General features: G+C 64.7%; 19 protein-coding genes. 9 read left to right on the top strand and 10 right to left on the bottom strand.

The window, feature by feature from the left end; translation table 11 throughout:
• Positions 1-220: 220 nt before the first annotated feature.
• Genes LDZ21_RS09805 through LDZ21_RS09815 form a run of 3 tightly spaced genes read right to left on the bottom strand, consistent with a single transcriptional unit; the run spans position 221 to position 1,216 of the window.
• Positions 221-430 carry a hypothetical protein gene (locus LDZ21_RS09805; protein ID WP_035960708.1) on the bottom strand — a complete coding sequence of 70 codons (210 nt, stop codon included), beginning with the start codon at positions 428-430 and terminating at the stop codon, positions 221-223.
• Positions 431-470: 40 nt separating this feature from the next.
• The gene (locus LDZ21_RS09810; RefSeq protein WP_035960707.1) at positions 471-788 is read right to left on the bottom strand and encodes an ElaB/YgaM/YqjD family protein; all 318 of its coding nucleotides are present in this window, start codon (positions 786-788) and stop codon (positions 471-473) included.
• 56 nt (positions 789-844) lie between these two features.
• Positions 845-1,216, bottom strand: coding sequence for a hypothetical protein (locus tag LDZ21_RS09815; protein WP_244793096.1), 372 nt, complete (start codon positions 1,214-1,216; stop codon positions 845-847).
• 618 nt (positions 1,217-1,834) lie between these two features.
• On the opposite strand from LDZ21_RS09815, the gene LDZ21_RS09820 reads away from it, so the two are divergent.
• The 3 genes from LDZ21_RS09820 (at position 1,835) to LDZ21_RS09830 (ending at position 4,243) form a co-directional block, all read left to right on the top strand.
• Positions 1,835-2,902 (top strand): sigma-54 interaction domain-containing protein, encoded by a 1,068-nt coding sequence (locus LDZ21_RS09820; protein ID WP_244793098.1) that lies wholly within the window; start codon positions 1,835-1,837, stop codon positions 2,900-2,902.
• Between the two features lie 265 nt (positions 2,903-3,167).
• A complete protein-coding gene (locus tag LDZ21_RS09825) occupies positions 3,168-3,722 on the top strand; it encodes a hypothetical protein (protein WP_035960705.1) in 555 nt (184 codons plus the stop codon).
• Positions 3,719-4,243: a hypothetical protein gene (locus LDZ21_RS09830; RefSeq protein WP_404980560.1), complete on the top strand. Its 525-nt coding sequence runs from the start codon at positions 3,719-3,721 to the stop codon at positions 4,241-4,243. The genes LDZ21_RS09825 and LDZ21_RS09830 overlap by 4 nt, the downstream gene beginning before the upstream one ends.
• Positions 4,244-4,308: 65 nt before the next feature.
• Here the strand turns inward: LDZ21_RS09830 and LDZ21_RS09835 are convergent, their stop codons facing one another.
• From LDZ21_RS09835 to LDZ21_RS09850, 4 genes are all read right to left on the bottom strand, one after another.
• Positions 4,309-4,710 (bottom strand): type II toxin-antitoxin system HicB family antitoxin, encoded by a 402-nt coding sequence (locus LDZ21_RS09835; RefSeq protein ID WP_244793100.1) that lies wholly within the window; start codon positions 4,708-4,710, stop codon positions 4,309-4,311.
• A gap of 14 nt (positions 4,711-4,724) precedes the next feature.
• Positions 4,725-4,925 (bottom strand): type II toxin-antitoxin system HicA family toxin, encoded by a 201-nt coding sequence (locus LDZ21_RS09840; RefSeq protein WP_244793102.1) that lies wholly within the window; start codon positions 4,923-4,925, stop codon positions 4,725-4,727.
• A 171-nt stretch (positions 4,926-5,096) separates the two neighbouring features.
• Complete coding sequence (locus LDZ21_RS09845) at positions 5,097-6,467, bottom strand: ABC transporter ATP-binding protein (RefSeq protein WP_035960701.1); 1,371 nt, start codon at positions 6,465-6,467, stop codon at positions 5,097-5,099.
• 12 nt (positions 6,468-6,479) lie between these two features.
• Positions 6,480-8,231, bottom strand: coding sequence for an ABC transporter permease (locus LDZ21_RS09850; RefSeq protein ID WP_244793104.1), 1,752 nt, complete (start codon positions 8,229-8,231; stop codon positions 6,480-6,482).
• 497 nt (positions 8,232-8,728) lie between these two features.
• Between LDZ21_RS09850 and LDZ21_RS09855 the strand changes: the two genes are divergently transcribed.
• The 3 genes from LDZ21_RS09855 to LDZ21_RS09865 all read left to right on the top strand — a co-directional run bounded on the left by LDZ21_RS09855 (position 8,729) and on the right by LDZ21_RS09865 (position 11,079).
• Positions 8,729-9,004, top strand: a complete 276-nt coding sequence (locus tag LDZ21_RS09855; RefSeq protein ID WP_244793107.1) for a hypothetical protein — start codon at positions 8,729-8,731, stop codon at positions 9,002-9,004.
• Between the two features lie 20 nt (positions 9,005-9,024).
• Positions 9,025-10,710, top strand: coding sequence for a GGDEF domain-containing protein (locus LDZ21_RS09860; RefSeq protein ID WP_035961141.1), 1,686 nt, complete (start codon positions 9,025-9,027; stop codon positions 10,708-10,710).
• A 105-nt stretch (positions 10,711-10,815) separates the two neighbouring features.
• Positions 10,816-11,079, top strand: a complete 264-nt coding sequence (locus LDZ21_RS09865; RefSeq protein WP_035960696.1) for a double-stranded DNA-specific endonuclease — start codon at positions 10,816-10,818, stop codon at positions 11,077-11,079.
• A gap of 12 nt (positions 11,080-11,091) precedes the next feature.
• On the opposite strand, the gene LDZ21_RS09870 is transcribed toward LDZ21_RS09865, so the two are convergent.
• Both LDZ21_RS09870 and LDZ21_RS09875 read right to left on the bottom strand, forming a co-directional pair.
• Positions 11,092-12,441 (bottom strand): ATP-binding protein, encoded by a 1,350-nt coding sequence (locus LDZ21_RS09870; protein ID WP_244793109.1) that lies wholly within the window; start codon positions 12,439-12,441, stop codon positions 11,092-11,094.
• Positions 12,425-13,147, bottom strand: a complete 723-nt coding sequence (locus LDZ21_RS09875; RefSeq protein ID WP_035960694.1) for a response regulator — start codon at positions 13,145-13,147, stop codon at positions 12,425-12,427. Before LDZ21_RS09875 ends, LDZ21_RS09870 begins: the two co-directional genes overlap by 17 nt.
• Positions 13,148-13,370: 223 nt before the next feature.
• On the opposite strand from LDZ21_RS09875, the gene LDZ21_RS09880 reads away from it, so the two are divergent.
• On the top strand, positions 13,371-13,955 hold the full coding sequence (locus LDZ21_RS09880) for a Spy/CpxP family protein refolding chaperone (protein WP_244793111.1): 585 nt from the start codon (positions 13,371-13,373) through the stop codon (positions 13,953-13,955).
• Between the two features lie 139 nt (positions 13,956-14,094).
• Here LDZ21_RS09880 and LDZ21_RS09885 read toward each other — a convergent pair whose 3' ends face one another.
• Positions 14,095-14,793 (bottom strand): pirin family protein, encoded by a 699-nt coding sequence (locus tag LDZ21_RS09885; protein WP_244793113.1) that lies wholly within the window; start codon positions 14,791-14,793, stop codon positions 14,095-14,097.
• Positions 14,794-15,206: 413 nt separating this feature from the next.
• Here LDZ21_RS09885 and LDZ21_RS09890 point away from each other — a divergent pair, with 413 nt between their 5' ends.
• Together LDZ21_RS09890 and LDZ21_RS09895 are read left to right on the top strand one after the other, a co-directional pair.
• Entirely contained in the window at positions 15,207-15,893 is a 687-nt protein-coding gene (locus LDZ21_RS09890) for an ABC transporter permease (RefSeq protein ID WP_035960691.1), read from the top strand.
• A 58-nt stretch (positions 15,894-15,951) separates the two neighbouring features.
• Complete coding sequence (locus tag LDZ21_RS09895; RefSeq protein ID WP_035960689.1) at positions 15,952-16,665, top strand: ABC transporter permease; 714 nt, start codon at positions 15,952-15,954, stop codon at positions 16,663-16,665.
• Positions 16,666-16,680: the final 15 nt, after the last annotated feature.

Genomic DNA, 16,680 nt, shown 5'->3' on the forward strand with positions numbered 1-16,680 from the left:
AAGTGACGAGCCGGTTCAGGCGCAGAAAATAAAATAATTTCCGAAACTTCCGCACGCTTGGGGCTGCCGCCGTAAGTATTGCCAATTAGGCCACTTATGGCAGAGGTTTCTCAATTATAAGGGTTTATTAAGATAAAAACGCACGCCAGGGTGGCGTGCGTCTGCATTGGGGATGCGGTAAATCGTCCGATTCGAGCCGGGTTGCCGGCTCGACCCGCAGTCAGCTTCGCGGGAAATGCCACGCGTCGGCGGTGCCGCCGACGATCTCGTCGCCCTTCACCGCCGAGCGCCGCCGCGAAGACGATACCGTGCGCCGGGCGTCGCGTCCGAAGCGGCGCGCGGTCCCGTCCTGCGACTGCATCCACTTCCACGCAAGGACGCTGCCGACAGCGAACAGCGCCCCGAACACTCCAATCGAAGAACGTGCCATTTCGTATTCTCTCCTGCCGTTAATGAGTTTCGATGTCAGATCAGCGCGAGATCAGGACCGCCAGCAGAAAGCCGGCAGCAGCAGCCAGCCCCAGCGAATTCCACGGGTTGTCGCGCACGTATTTCTCCGTGCAGTCGATGCCCGCCCGATAGCGGCTTTGCGCGTTGGCCTGCGCGTCTTCGAGCGCGGCGCGGGCCGTATCGGTGTGATCGCGCAGGCGGGAGCGCAGCGCCTCGACGCCTTCGCCCGGCAGCGTCGCCGACAGCCGCAGCAACTCTTCCGAGTCGTTCAGCAGCACCTTGATGTCTTCGATGATCTTCTGCTTGCCCAACGCAAGCTGGACAGTCGTTTGACTCATGGAATCAGTCCTCCACATTGGGTTTGCTATCAGTGATTGCTACGTTGATGCAGTCGTTACTGCGATTCGGCAACCGTCACCGCCAACGGTTTGCCCGGCCCGTTCGCCGTCAGCCGGGCGCGCAGCCGCCGCACGATGCCGCTTGCAGTCAGCATGCCGCCCGCGACGCCGAACACGAGGCTCGTCATGTTCGCGGCACGCGAAAGCGCAGGCGTGCCGGCCGCGTAGCCGAGCACCGCGCACATCAGCGCCGTCACCAGCGCGACCGCCGCCCAGTGATAGATGTCGATCGCCTCGCCCGCCGCGAGTTCCTGACCATCGCTCGATGAGTCACTTCGCACGCTCCGCGCGCCCCGGGTGGACCGCGCAACGCCCGGTGAAGACCGGCGCTCCCCGGCGGCAATATCGAAATCGAAAATGTCTTCCATGATGTCTCGGCCCCTCGCACTGCCCTGCACTGCCCCGCGCTTCGGCGTGTGATCGGGCATTCGAATAAGGATGCACAGCGAAGAGCAGCATTCGTGCCAAGCGGCACATGCGGGCGTGAGGCGCTCGAGCGGCGCGCCGGCGGGTAAGTCTTACGCCGTCGGCGTGTAAATTCGCGGCGCATGCGGCGAACCTTTCCGGAACCGTCTAACGTCTTCAACGCAATCAGACAAATTGCCATCCCGTCGTCAAGAGCGCATTGCCGCAATATCGTTGCGAATGGTTAAATAGCGTTTATGAGATGGAGTCGTCGGCGGCGAAGCGCGATGAACGCGGCAATTTCGCGCGCGATGCACGCCGCGCGACTCCGGACTGACGCATAGAGAGGAAATCGGCTCATCGCCACTGCGAGCACGGCAGCAGCGCCAGCGCGTTATCGCTGATGCGGACGGTCACCATGGCGCGTGCGCCATGCGCGCGAGGAAATCCAACGCACGAACGTGGCCGAGGCTCGCGCGCGACTGCGATCGCGCCCCTGCCCGCTTCGGCGGCGCCTGCATCGACTGCTGCGACGCCGCCCGCCCAACCACATTCGCAATACTCAGGAACCACCAGGACCTATGGCGTCAACCGATCTTGACCCGCCGCTCGTCGCAGGCGATACACCCGCGCAGAAGAAGCGCAATGCGGGCGATGTGCCGGGTTTGAAGTCTTACGGACTGCTGTACGGCTCGTCGCCCGTGATGCTCGAGCTGTATTCACAGATCGAGCGCGTCGCCGGAACGGATGCGACGGCGCTCATCATCGGCGAGTCCGGCACCGGCAAGGAACTCGTCGCGCGGACCATTCACGACCAGAGCGCGCGCAAGGACGCGCCGTTCATCGCCGTGAACTGCGGCGCGATTCCCGACAATCTGATCGAAGCCGAGCTTTTCGGCCACGAGAAAGGCAGCTTCACGGGCGCGGTGCAGGGGCGCGTCGGCTACTTCGAACATGCCAATGGCGGCACGCTGTTTCTGGACGAAGTGACGGAAATGTCGCCGGTCCGGCAAGTGAAGTTGCTGCGCGCGCTCGAGACCGGCACGTTCTTTCGGGTCGGTGGCAACGATCTCATCCGGTCGGACGTGCGCGTCATTGCCGCGACCAACCGCGATCCCATCGCCGCCGTGAAAGAGAACGGGCTGCGCGAAGACCTGATGTATCGCCTTGCCGTCTTTCCGCTGCGCGCGCCGCCGTTGCGCGAGCGCGATTCGGACCGCGAACTGCTCGCGCAGTATTTCCTGTCCGAGATGAACGCGCAGGAAGGTACGAACAAGGCGTTCAGCAAGCGCGCGCTCGACGTGCTGCGTACCTATTCGTGGCCGGGCAACGTCCGTGAGCTGAAGAACACGGTGTATCGCGCGTTCATTCTGGCGGAGAAGACGGTGGAGATCGCGCATCCGCATCTGGCGTCGCGTGTGAAGAAGCCGATCACTCAGGGCGATGCGATGAACGTCTGGGTCGGCACGCCGCTCGCCGATGCGCAAAAGCAGATCATTCTCGGCACGCTCAAGCATTGCGGCGGCGACAAGCGGCGCGCGGCGAAAGCGCTCGGCGTGAGCCTGAAGACCTTGTATAACCGCCTCGGTGCTTACGAGAACGAGGACACCGAAGGCGGCGACGCGGCTTCGTCGGCCGGCGAAAGCTGATCCGCACCAGCGGATCGGACCGGAGGCGTTATCGGCATCCGGTCCTAGGCGGCGATTTCAGTGTTACGCGCCGCGCAACGCGTTCCCCGCGCTTGCAATTTCTTGCAATTTTCCCGCACCGGTAATTAGAGGCTTGCTTCAAAATGCGCGAAGCCCGCGATGCATCGCGCCTGTTCGCTCCTCGCGGGCAACCGTTCGGAACAAGACTTTAGCCGCGTGCGTTCGATCGCATCGTTAGAAAAACGGCAGACGAAGGAAAAGCAACATGCAGATCTGTGTCCCCCGGCGCGGCCGTCGCGTCGCCGCGCTCACCGCGATCGTCTCCGGCGCCATCGCGTGCCTGACCTTGAGCGGGTGCAACTCTCTTTACAGTGAAGGCGCGACGGCGGGCGCGGGTATCGCGGGCGCGGCCATCGCCGCGAAGGTGACGGACAACGCGGCGGTCGCCACCGGCATCGGTCTGGGCGCAGTCGCGGCGGCACGCGCAGGCGTGCAGTACACGCAACGTGTCATTCACACCGATACGCAGGACAAGATCGCCGCGGCTGCGGGCCCGCTCGGCGTCGGGGCGGTCGCGCCGTGGGTGTCGGTCCACTCGATCCCGCTCGAAGCAGACGAGAAAGGCCGCGTCACCGTCAGCCGCGCGATCAGCAGCGGCACGCTGGATTGCAAGGAAATTGTGTTCTCCGTCGATCGCGACGCCACCACGGATCGCGCCGCCGACAGCGCGTTTTACGTCGCGTCCGTCTGCCGTGATGGCAACAAGTGGAAGTGGGCGTCGGCGGAACCTGCCACGCCGCGCTGGGGTTCGTTGCAATGACGGTGCGGCTGATGAATCCGGCGGCGCTGCGCCTCGCGCTGCTGGCCGCCGTTGCAGCGGCGTGCGCGGCCATGAGCGGATGTGCGTCGATCGGCGCGGCGACCGGTGCGGTCGCGGGCGTGGCGACGGGCGCGGTCACGACCAATCCGGCAATCGGTATCGGCGTGGGTATCGCGGTGCAGGCCGCCACGGACGAAGCCGTCAAGCGCATCTCCAAGTCGCTCCATACCGATCAGCAAGTGGCGATCGCGGCGACGGCGGGCGACTTGGCGGTCGGCGAAACGCGCCCGTGGAAGGTCAAGCACACGCTGCCGATCGAGAACGGCCACGGCGACGTCCGCGTGCTGCGCGTGTTCGACAACGCGCTGGCGAGTTGCAAGGAGTTCGCGTTCTCCGTGGCAGACGGCGACGAGCCCAATGCGCATGCGGACTGGTTCCTCGCGACCACATGCAAGCAGAGCGAGGGATGGAGATGGGCGTCGGCCGAGCCCGCCGTCGAGCGCTGGGGCACGCTGCAGTAATGACTGCTCGGGTGTGAAGACGAAAGCGCGGTTCCGGCCATCGAGACCGCGCTTTCTCGCATGGGTCAGCCGTGCGCGATCGCTTCCAGCGCGGCACGCGCGAGAAAGCCGCTGCGCGTCTCGTGCCGGGCTTCGACGTAACTGTCGATCTTGTGCAGGACGAAGCGCGGCAAGCTGATGTTGATGCGCTCGGGCTTCGAGTCGAGCTTCGAGAGATCGACTTCGACGAAGGCCCAGATGGCGCCTTCGTAGTCGGGGTCGGTAATCAGTTCCTCGATGCTGGTCGAGTTGATTTCCACCTTTTCCCCTTCCTCGATGATCGTCTGCACATGAGCAACGATCGCTTCCCTCGCGTTGCGAAGCGCTTCATCGATCGTATCTCCGGCGGAGAAGACACCAGGCACGTTCGGCACGATGACGCCGTAACAGCTTTCCGGCTCTTTATGAATGGCGATGGCGAATTCCATGTCGGATCGTTCCTTTACGACGAGTACAGCCGGTTCAGCAATCCGGCGCCTTTCAGAACCGCTCTGACGGTCCCGACAGGCAGATCTTTCTTCGGATGAACCACAGTCAAGCGGCCTTGCCGGGTTCCGTGTTTGAAGTGGTGATGACTGCCTTTGATGCGCACCAGGTGCCAGCCGTCATCCAGAAGCATTCGTATCAAGCGCGAGGAATCCATCCCGCCTCCGAATACTTCGTGTGCAATTCTACACACGAAGCGAATTGTCGAAGACGAGAATTTACGGGGCCGCGCTTAATTCTTACACTCAGCCAATCGGCCAATCCCAACGCAAAAAAGCGCGGCGCCGTCCCCGGCCACCGCGCTTTTCCATCGAATCAAACAGAACCACTAACCTTCCACATCCTCCAGACTGAGCATCTCCGTCTGGTCGTTGTACGAGAAGATTTCCCCGTACCGTCCCCAGTCGATGACCGCATCCAGCGTCTCCTGCGCGGCCTTATCGGAGAGAAAGTCCTCCAGTTCCTGTTCGAAGCGCACGCGCGGCGCGCGATGCCCCGGCCGCTCGTTGAGCACCTTCTTGATCCGCGCGGCAAGCGGCACGTGCCTCAAAAGATGTTCCGCGAACATCATCTTGCGTTCCTGCGTGCCGAATTCCGCGAACACGCGCGCCTGCGGCGTCAGATAGATGTCGCCCTCGCGCACGTCCGCGAAGCCGAGATGCTGGAGCACCTCCGCGATCGGAAAGAGGTCGTCCACTTCGAGATGCAGCGACCGCGCAATTTCCGGCATGTCTGCGCGCCCGTGATACGGCTCCGCAGCCAGCGTTTCGATGAGCCCGGCCATCAGGTTCGTCGACACCGACGGCAGCCAGCTTCCGAGCTCCAGCCCCTTCTTCTTCGATTCATCGAGCTGGCGCGCGGTCATCTTCGCGTAGATGTCGTCGACGAGGCGGCGGAACGCCGGATCAAGCCGGTTGCGCGGATGCTTGAACGGCACCTTGATTTCGGCCATCACGCGCCCCGGATTCGACGACAGCACCAGAATCCGGTCGCACATGAACACCGCTTCCTCGATGTTGTGCGTGACGATCAACACCGACTTGATCGGCAGCCGCCCCTGCGTCCACAAGTCCAGCAGGTCCGTGCGCAGGTTTTCGGCGGTCAGCACGTCGAGCGCGGAAAACGGTTCGTCCATCAGCAGCAGCGTCGGATCGACGACGAGCGCGCGCGCAAAGCCCACGCGCTGGCGCATGCCGCCGGAAAGCTCGCGCGGATAGGCGTTCTCGAAACCGTCGAGGCCGATCAGATCGATCGCAGCCAGCGCCCGTTCACGACGCTCCCGCGCGCCGACTCCCTGCGCTTCGAGGCCCGCTTCCACGTTCTGCAACACGGTCAGCCACGGGAACAGCGCGAAGGTCTGAAACACCATCGCGACGCCCTTCGCCGGGCCGCGCAACGGCTCGTTGAGATACGTGACTTCGCCGGCGGTCGGTTCGATCAAGCCAGCGATGATGCGCAGCAGCGTCGACTTGCCCGATCCCGAGCGCCCCAGCAGGCCGACGATTTCGCCCTGACGCAAGGAGAGATTCGCGTCGTCGAGCACGAGCAGTTCGCCCTGCGTCTTGTTAAAGCCGCGGCTGACGTTCTGCACGCGCAGGATTTCGGCGCCCGGATGCGGCGGCTTGGCCGGCGTTGCGGCCGCGCCCGTGCGCGGAGCGGTCTGCGCGCCGGGCGTCTGCGTGTTCTTGAGGTTCTGCATCGGAACTCGTCCTTAATCCAGTCGAAGCCTGGCTTCGGCGTAGGCGTACAGCGGACGCCACAACAATCGGTTGAACAACGTCACGAAGAGCGACATCACGGCGATGCCGAGAATGATCTTCGGATAGTCGCCATTGGCGGTGGTCTGCGCGATATACGCGCCGAGGCCGTGCGCGACGACCTTCGTATCGCCCCACGACACCGCTTCCGCGACGATGCTCGCGTTCCACGCGCCGCCCGACGCAGTGATCGCGCCGGTGATGTAGTAAGGGAAGATGCCGGGCAGCATGACCTTCTTCCACCACTGCCACCCGCGAATCTGAAAGTTGGTCGCGGCTTCTCGATAATCGTTCGGATAGGCCGACGCGCCCGCGATCACGTTGAACAGGATATACCACTGCGTCCCGAGCACAATGAGCGGCGAAAGCCAGATGTCCGGGTTCAGATGCCAGCGCACGATCGCCACGACGAACACGGGAAACAGCAGGTTCGCTGGAAACGCCGCGAGGAACTGCGCGAGCGGCTGGAATTTTTCGGCGAGCGCGGGACGCAGCCCGATCAGCACGCCGACCGGCACCCACACGACCGATGCAATCGCGATCAGCACCACCACGCGAATCAGCGTGATGAAGCCGAGCACGAACACGTGGCCCACTTCGCCCCACGTGACGCCCGTCGCGACGAACGACACCACTTTCCACACGACGAACACCGTCAGCACGAGCACGACCGCGCCCCATGCGATATCGCCTGCGCGGGTCGACTGCAGCGGCGCGCGCAACGGCAGGCGCACGCGTTGAATCGACGGCAGGCGGATCGGCACGCGCGCCGCCTTCGAGAGAATCCATCCGGCCGGCACGAGCAGCCGGTGAATCAGGCGCGTGCGGCGAATGAGGTCGAGCAGCCACGATCCGGGTGCATTGCCCGAACTCGTGTTTTCCATGCGGAACTTGTCCGCCCACGCGACGAGCGGGCGGAACATCAACTGGTCGTATGCAAGGATCACGACGGTCATCGTGAGAATCACCCAGCCGATCGCCCCGAGATTGCGTTCGCCGATAGCGGCTGCCAGATACGCGCCGATGCCCGGCAGCACCACGGTGCGGTTGCCGACCGTGATCGCCTCGGATGCGACCACGAAAAACCAGCCGCCCGACATCGACATCATCATGTTCCAGATGAGGCCGGGCATCGAGAACGGCACTTCGAGCTTCCAGAAGCGCTGCCAGTTGGTGAGATGAAAGCCGCGCGATACTTCGTCCAGGTCGCGCGGCACCGTGCGCAGCGACTGATAGAAGCTGAACGTCATGTTCCACGCCTGGCTCGTGAAGATCGCGAAGATCGCCGCGCATTCCGCGCCGATCACGCGCCCGGGGAACAGCGCAAGAAAGAACGTGACGGTAAAGGAAATGTAGCCGAGCACCGGCACCGACTGGAGGATGTCGAGGATCGGCACGAGCACGATCGACGCCCGCCGGCTCTTGGCCGCCAGCGTGCCATAGACGAGCGTGAAGATCAGCGACGCAACCATCGCCGCGAGCATGCGCAGCGTCGTGCGCAGCGCGTATTCGGGGAGATTCGCGGGGTCGAGGGAGATGGCCTGCGTCTGCAGCGTCGAGATCGGCGCGAGGGTCTCGTGAAAGCCGACGGCGGCGAGCGCGATGATGCAGATGATCATCGGGAACGCGACGAAGTCCCACCGGTTGGGCAGGAGCCGCCACGCCGACGCATTCGCCGTGCGATTCAGATTGAAACCAAATTCCATTCAAGGCCCTCCCCGTAAGGCTTTGTTCCGACCGCGCGAGGCGCGGGTAATGCTCGAGACAGCCAGCGCCGTCGCGCGGGTCAGAGGCCTCCCGTTGGCCGCTGCGCGGCGCCCCGGCATTCAACGCGGCTGCCCGCCGAATCGACTACAGGTGCGGCCCGCCGAACCGAGCGACACTACACCATGCACGATGACGGGCACAACCTCCTCTCCCGTACTTCGCCCATTCATGCGATGCTTCTGTTGCTCTTCGGCACGACGAAGGCAAAAATCAAGGCGCGGTTCCCCTGAGCGTCGGCGTGGCGCAACGGCATTCCGGCGCGCTCCAAGCCCGCCAGCCACGGCGGCAAGCGCGGCGCAAGCTCCGCGCAAGCACGGCGGCGCGGCATGGCGTTGTGTTGGACAGACGTCGCGCATGACGAGAAGGCGCTTGATAGACGACTAAAAACATCGTCCAATCTTGGCTTACCACAAACAATAAATTGAGCGCCGATGCAATGCGTGACGCCAAAATCAAGTCGGAAGGCCGTCCGACAGACTCGAGAGACTGCTTCTGCCGCATCGCCCGGCCCGGTGCGCATGCACAGACCGCGGCCGCAGCCCTGACGCGACGCAATGAACGCGCCCGCCGCACGCTGCCGCCCGGCGCGGCCATGCCGGCGATCAGCCGGTTATCGACTGACGGCGGCGCGCGCCGGCGCGCGTCCGGACGTGCGACCGGCATGTTCGCCGCGAGCGGCGCGCTTCACTCGCGCCCGATGCGTGCGGCGTGACCGTTCGCACCCGCCGCATGATGAACAGGCTCAACCTGCACCGCGTGATCGCGACGCTCGGCCTCGCGCTGATCGTGCTCGCGTGCTGGATCGCTGCCGGCCTGCTGTCGGACCGAATGGTACAACAGGAGATGACCGGGACGGTGCGCACCGAGCGGCAGATGGCCGCTTCGATCGTCGACAACATGGCGCAGATCATCGCGAGCGATCTGGCGATGTCCCGCGCCATTCCCGCCACGCTCGCGCAGATGGATCTGATGCAGCGCGCCCTCGCGGAATCGCGGCATTATGCCTTGAACGCGAATGCGACGGAAACCGCCCGCCGCGCCCAATGGATGGCCTTGCCCAGCCTCGCCAAGGTCGATGCCTTCCTGCACGATGCCCAGGGCTTCTCCGGCCTCGACTCGATCTGGCTCGTCAACGACCGGGGATACTGCATCGCGTCGAGCAACGCGGCCGATCCGAACAGCTTCATCGGCTATGACATGAGCGCACGCGCCTACGTCGGACGCGCGCTGCTCGGCGGTTTCGCGGAAATGTACGGCGTCGGCAGGCTGTCCGGCGAGCCGGGCATCTTCATCGCCGCGCCGGTGTACGAGGACGGACTGCTGGTCGGCGCGGTCATCGCGAAGGTGAGCATCGACCGGTTGCGGCATTGGGTATCGCGGGCGGGCACCTTCGTCACCGATGAAAACGGCGTCGTCGTGATGGCCCACGACGGCCGTCTCGAATATCAGGCAATGCCCGATGCGCCGGTCGCCCGCATGACGCCGGGCGAGCGCTTCGAGCATTACCGCCGCGACGCGTTTCCGCCGTTGCGCGTCGCACCGGTCGGCGAGCGGATGCGCGAAGCCGCGCCGTGGCTTGCCCCGACGCTCGCGCAGGGCTTCTACACCGCCAACGGCGACGCGTCGCCCTCGCTCTACGACGAGCGCACCGGACTCAATTCCGGACTGTCGGCGCATATCATCCATCCGCTCACGAGCTGGCCGGAGATCAGCCGCAACCATGATCGCGACCGCCTGCTCGTCTTTCTGACGATGCTCGGCGTGGTGACGCTGGCCGTGGTGATCGCGACGTCGTATTCGCGCGAGCGCCGGCTGCATCGCGCGACCCGCGATCTCGCCGAGCAGTTGCAGGCGGCCAATACGCTGCTGTCCGCCGAGGCCCGCCACGATGCACTGACCGGCGCGCTTTCGCGTCGCTATTTTCTCGATACGCTGCGTCACGAGGTCGAGCTGGCGCGTTCGGCGGGCGCCCCGCTATCGGTGGCGATCGCCGATCTCGATCACTTCAAGCAGATCAACGACCGCTACGGCCATGCTTCCGGCGACCGCGCGCTCGAGCATTTCGCGGAAGTGTGCCGGGCGCAGCTTCGTCCGAGCGATGCCGTCGGCCGCCTCGGCGGCGAGGAGTTCGGCATCATCCTGCCGCAGACTTCGCTCGCGGACGCGCAAGCCGTGCTCGAGCGGCTGCGCAAGCGCTTCCATCACGAGCACTGCGCGCATCTGCCCGACGACGCGGAGTTGTCGGTGAGCATCGGCATTACGGAGCTGGCTGGCGGCGACGCGCTCGAATGGATTCTTTCTCGCGCCGATCTCGCGCTTTACGAAGCGAAGTCGCGCGGGCGTGACCGCAGTGAAGTGCGCCCTGCCGATCCGGTCCCGCCGGCGCGTCATCCCGAGAACTGGCTCGCCGGCAAATAGGCGTTTCGGTCGCGCCGTCTGCTCGCCGGTGAACCGGGCGCGTGCGCGTGCGGGCAGGTATCATCGATGTGGATATCGATTGCTTGCCGTCACCGGGAGGATTGCATGAAGGGAAATCTGGTCATCGTGTGCCGCGATCAGGACGCTGAAACGTTCGACCAACTGCTTGCCGAGTACGGGTCGTTCCAGACGCGGCTCTCTTCCACCGCGTGGTATCTGAAGATCAACCTCGCGCCCGAAGTGATTCAGGAAGAAATACTCGCGCGGCTCGGCAAGTACACGACGCACTACATCTTCGAAGCGTCGACGGTGACGTACAACACGGTCGACAGCGAGGCGGCTTCCGCGCTGGAAACGCTGTTCGACTGACGCCGCCCCGCGCTACAGCGCGCGTTCCTCGTGTTGCGATCCGGCGCGGCGTTCCGTGACCGGTTGCGTCGCGACATCGAAGGGAAAGCTCATCCGCACCTGCAAGCCGCCCTGCTCATGATTGCCGATCTCGCATTCGCCGCCCGCGCGCCGCGCCAGCCGCTCGACGATGGCGAGGCCCAGTCCGCTATGCCCGCTGCCGCCGCGCGCCGGATCGAGCCGCACGAACGGCCGGCTCGCCTTGATGAGATCGGCCGGCGCGATGCCCTTGCCGTGATCCGCGACGCTCAAACTCCAGCCATTCGGCCCGCGCCGCGTCTCGATGACGATCGGCGGCGCGCCGTACGCATGCGCGTTGTCGAGCAGATTCGATAACAGGCGATCGAGCGTCGCCGCTGGAAGCACGAAGCTCGGACCCGCTTCGAGCGCGAGGCGGATCGACTCGGTTCCCGGCGGCGTCTGCCGGTACGCCCGATACGCCCGCGCGATGCGCTCGCAGTGCTCGTCCACCGGCACCGGCTCGCTGCCGTCCGGGCGGTCGTGCGCGAACACCAGAAACTGATCGACGATATGCGCCATCGAATCGACGTCGCGCACGACGCCGTCGCGCGCTTTTTCGTCGTCCATCATCTCGGCGCGCAGACGCAGGCGAGCGAGCGGCGTCTTCAAGTCATGCGCGACGCCCGCGAGCATCACGGCGCGATCGCTTTCCGTCTGCGAGACCTCGCGCACCATCTGATTGAAGCCATGCGTCAGCTGACGCAGTTCGCGGGGCCCGCGTTCGGGCACGGGCGGCGTCGGCTGGCCACGTCCGAAGCGGCCGACCGCCTGCGCGAGCGAGCGCAGCGGCGATTGCAGTTGCCACGCGGCGAACAGCGCGGCGAGCACCGCCGTCGAAAAGATGATCGCGAGCCAGACCAGCATGCGGTCGCGCGAGCGAGGCGGACGCAGCGGCTGCACCGGCACGACGATCCAGCCCGCGTCTTTCACGCCGTGCACCCATACGCTCGGCGGCGCGCCGGGTTCGCCGGGACGCACATCGGTGTTGTCGGGCAGACGGTCCTTCATGTCTTCGAGAAAACGCGACAGCGGCCGCGGAATGTCTTCCGCAGCGGGCTGGGGCACGTCGGATGCGTTCAGCGGCACCACGCGCACCCGCGACGGCAGCGGCTGATCCGGATTGTTGGCGATGTGCTGGCGCACGGCCTCGACGAGAAACGCCGCCTCTTCGACCGCATAGCGCGTCTGCGAGTTGTCGCGCTCGACGCGGATGACCGCGAACCACGCGAGGTGCGACAGCACCAGCACGCCGATCACGAGGACGACGAGCCGCCCGAACAGCGAATCAATGGGCCGGCGCATTATGCTCGCCGTCAGGAACGAAGACGTAGCCGCGCCCTCGCACCGTCTGAATGAAGCGCGGCGCGGAAGGATCGGTTTCCAGGATGCGGCGCAGACGCCACACCTGCACGTCGATGCCGCGGTCCGTGCCGTCGTATTCGGGGCCGTGGAGCAGTTCGAGCAGGCGTTCGCGCGTGAGCGTGCGCATCGGATTGTTGACGAAGATCTTCAGGAGCGCGAACTCGCTGCCGGACAGCGTGATGGGCTTCTCGTCGTGCTGAAGCGTGCGCGACTGGAAATCCAGCCGGAAGCGGCCGAACGAATACGGCTCGCGCTGCTCGGGCGCGGCGGATGGAATCGTGCGGCGGCGGCGCAGCACCGCCTGCACGCGAGCCAGCAGTTCGCGCGGGTTGAACGGCTTGCCGAGGTAATCGTCCGCGCCGAGTTCCAGGCCGACGATGCGGTCCACGTCGTCCGCGCGCGCGGTGAGCATGATGACCGGGATGTCGTCGCCGGATGCGCGCAGCTTTCTCAGCGCGGTGAGGCCATCGACGCCGGGCATCATCAGGTCGAGCACGATGAGATCGGGGCGTTCCCGCTCCAGACGGCGTTCGAGCGAGCCGGCGTCGTGCAGCACCGAGACTTCGATGCCCTGCCGGACCAGATAGTCGCGCAGAAGGTCGCGCAGTTCGGCGTCGTCGTCGACGACAAGGATTTGTGTAGTCATGTGAAGAAGTTTAGCGCGTGAGCCGGGACGGTTTGACGGTGCTTCCGCCACAAAGGGTTACGGGGTGTTACCGCGAAAGGAGCGCGTAAACCAGCGTAATAAGAAACGTCGTGGCCGTAACACGCGAGCCGCCGCGAGCCTCTACGCTGTGTCTCACCGGAAGCGCAAGACCTCGACGAGGCCTCGCAATTCGGCTCCGACAACAAAGAAAGGGAGTCTCACGATGGGCAAGCAATATCGCATCCTCACCGCCGCCGCTACCGCACTCGCCTTGACCTTCGGCTCGGCCTATGCCGCCACGAACGACGCGCCCAGCGCGCCGCCCGCCGGCGGCCCGGCCGTGATGGGCGCTCCCGGCGGCCCGGGCGGTCATCGCATGGAAATGCGCATGCAGAAGCAACTGGAGCAGTTGCACGGCCAGTTGAAGCTCGACGCGCAGCAGGACAAGCTCTGGCAAACCGCGATCGACACGATGAAGCACAACCGCGACACGATGCGCGACAGCCATCGTCAGATGCATCAGCAGTTCGAGTCGATGGCGAACCAGCCGATTCTCGACCTGAACGCGATGCACGCGGCGCATCAGAAGCTGGAGCAGCAGCAGGCGCAACTGCGCGAAGAGACGGCGACCGCGTGGCTCAACTTCTATAACTCGCTGAACGATCAGCAAAAGACGACCGTCAGCACCGCGCTCAAGAAGCACTTCGCGAAGATGCGCGAGCACGAGCACAACATGCACGAGCGCTGGGGTAAGCATCGCGGCGCGCCGGGTGCGGCTGCCGGTGCATCGGCTACGGCAAAGCCTTAAGCGCTCTGCCGGCCGGAAGCGGCGTCTCGGCGCCGTCTCCGGCGTGATGGATTCCTGCGACGCAAAAAAAGCCGCGGGCGCTTGCGCGCTCCGCGGCTTCATCACGACTGTGGCAACACTAGCGCAGCTTAAGGCAAGCTCACGCGAGGTCGAACAGCAGCACTTCGGCGTTATCGCCGGCATCGAGCGTGACCTTCGCGACATCCTCGATCTTCGCGGCATCGCCCGCACGGAGCGGCTCGCCGTTCACCGAGACATTGCCGCGAGCCACGTGCACATACACGCGACGCCCCGCCGGCACGTCGAAGTCGGCGCGTTCGTCGCCGCTGAAGAGTCCCGCGAAGATGCGGGCGTCCGCGCCGATTCTGACCGACCCCTCCACCCCTCCCGGCGATGCAATCACGCGCAGGCGGCCACGCTTTTCATCGTCGGCGAAACGCTTTTCCTCGTAGCCGGGCGCGCCGCCCGGTGCATCCGGAATGATCCAGATTTGCAGGAAGTGCGCAGTCTCGCTCGGCGAGCCGTTGAACTCGCTATGACGCACGCCGGTGCCGGCGCTCATGCGCTGCACGTCGCCGGGACGGATCGTCGAGCCGTTGCCCATGCTGTCGCGGTGCGCGAGCGCGCCTTCGAGCACATAGCTCACGATTTCCATGTCGCGATGGCCGTGCGTGCCGAAGCCCTGCCCGCCCGCGACGCGGTCTTCGTTGATCACGCGCAGCGCGCCGAAGTGGACATGCTCCGGATCGTGATAATCGGCGAACGAGAAGCTGTGATACGAGTCGAGCCAGCCGTGGTTGGCATGACCGCGTTCGTTGCTGCGGCGAATCTCGAACATGATGATTGCTCCCGGTAAAGACGTTGAACTGCGATGGACAGAATGTAAGGGCGGCGGCCGCCTGGAACAACGAGCGCGCCGGCACTACACCGTCCCGCCGGTGGAGGTAATCGCAAACGTCCTGACATCGCGCCGCGCGCGATCTCGGTTCGGGTAAAATACCGCGCTTTTCGGCCGGCGGCGTCGTTGTATCGCTGCGGAAAGCCTGCGGGGCGGTCATCGTTGCAGGTGTTGGCGCGCAGCGGACCGGCGCACGGCGGGACGCTCGCCAATTTTGGCCACCTAGAATACGCACCGCCGGCGCTGAAGCCCGAACAGCCGGTCGCCGAGCACGACGCTTGCGAAACGGAGGCCGTCCCGGCGCGGTCCAGTGCGCGCCGGTCATATGTGGCGCACCTTACGAAGGAATCACCATGTTGCAAGGCTACGGTCCGCTGATCCTCGCGGGCACCTGGCAGACCGTCAAGCTGGCGGTGCTGTCGCTCGGGTTCGCCTTCGTGATCGGACTGATCGGCGCGGCGGCGAAGCTGTCCAGGAACCGGATTGCGTCGGGCATCGGCACCGTCTACACGACGCTGATTCGCGGCGTGCCCGATCTCGTGCTGATGCTGCTGCTCTTCTACAGCATCCAGATCTGGCTGAACCTTCTGACCGATCAGCTCGGCTGGGACCAGATCGACATCGATCCGTTCCTCGCGGGCATTCTCGTGCTCGGCTTCATCTACGGCGCGTATTTCACCGAGACGTTTCGCGGCGCGTTCCTCTCGGTGCCGCGCGGCCAGCTTGAAGCGGGCGCGGCCTATGGCATGACGCCCTGGCAGACCTTCTCGCGCATCATGTTTCCGCAGATGATGCGTTTCGCGCTGCCGGGCATCGGGAATAACTGGCAGGTGATGGTCAAGGCGACAGCGCTGGTGTCGATCATCGGCCTCGCGGATGTCGTGAAAGCCGCGCAGGACGCCGGCAAGGGCACGCAGCGGTTCTTCTTCTTTACGCTGCTCGCGGGTGTGATCTATCTCGCGATCACCACGATCTCGAACTTCGTGCTGATCTGGCTCGAGCGGCGCTATTCCATCGGCGTGCGCAAAGCGGATCTCTGACCGGCCCTTAATCAGCCCTGCAATCAGCCATCTCCAGCGAACAAGAGCGGCGGACTTCATGATCGAAATCATCCAGGAATTCTGGAAGAACTACCTTTTCACCGACGGCTACCGCACCACCGGTCTCGCCATCACGATGTGGCTGCTGGTCGTGTCAATCGGCTTGGGCTTTTGCCTGTCCGTGCCGCTCGCGGTGGCGCGCGTCTCGAAGAACAAGCTGCTGTCGCGCTCGGTGTGGCTCTACACGTATGTCTTTCGCGGCACGCCGCTCTACGTGCAGTTGCTGCTCTGCTATACGGGCCTCTACAGCCTGCAGGTCGTGCGCGATCATCAGGTGCTCGGCGAATTCTTCCGCAGCGGGATGAACTGCACGCTGCTCGCGTTCACGCTGAACACCTGTGCCTATACGACGGAAATCTTCGCCGGCGCGATCAAGGCGACGCCCTATGGCGAAATCGAAGCGGCGCGCGCCTATGGCATGTCGAGCTTCACGCTGTATCGCCGGGTGATTCTGCCGTCCGCGCTGCGCCGCGCGCTGCCGTACTACAGCAACGAAGTCATCCTGATGCTGCACGCGACGACCGTCGCGTTCACCGCGACCGTGCCGGACATTCTGAAAATCGCTCGCGACGTGAACTCGGCGACGTATCAGTCGTTTCAGGCGTTCGGCATCGCCGCCCTGCTCTACCTCGTCATTTCGTTCGCGCTCGTGTGGCTCTTCCGCCGCGCCGAGCACCGCTGGCTCGCGTACCTGCGGCCTCAAGGCAAATAAGTCAGGCAATAGTCG

Origin of the sequence: Caballeronia grimmiae (assembly GCF_022879615.1) — a bacterium.
Classification (GTDB): domain Bacteria; phylum Pseudomonadota; class Gammaproteobacteria; order Burkholderiales; family Burkholderiaceae; genus Caballeronia; species Caballeronia grimmiae.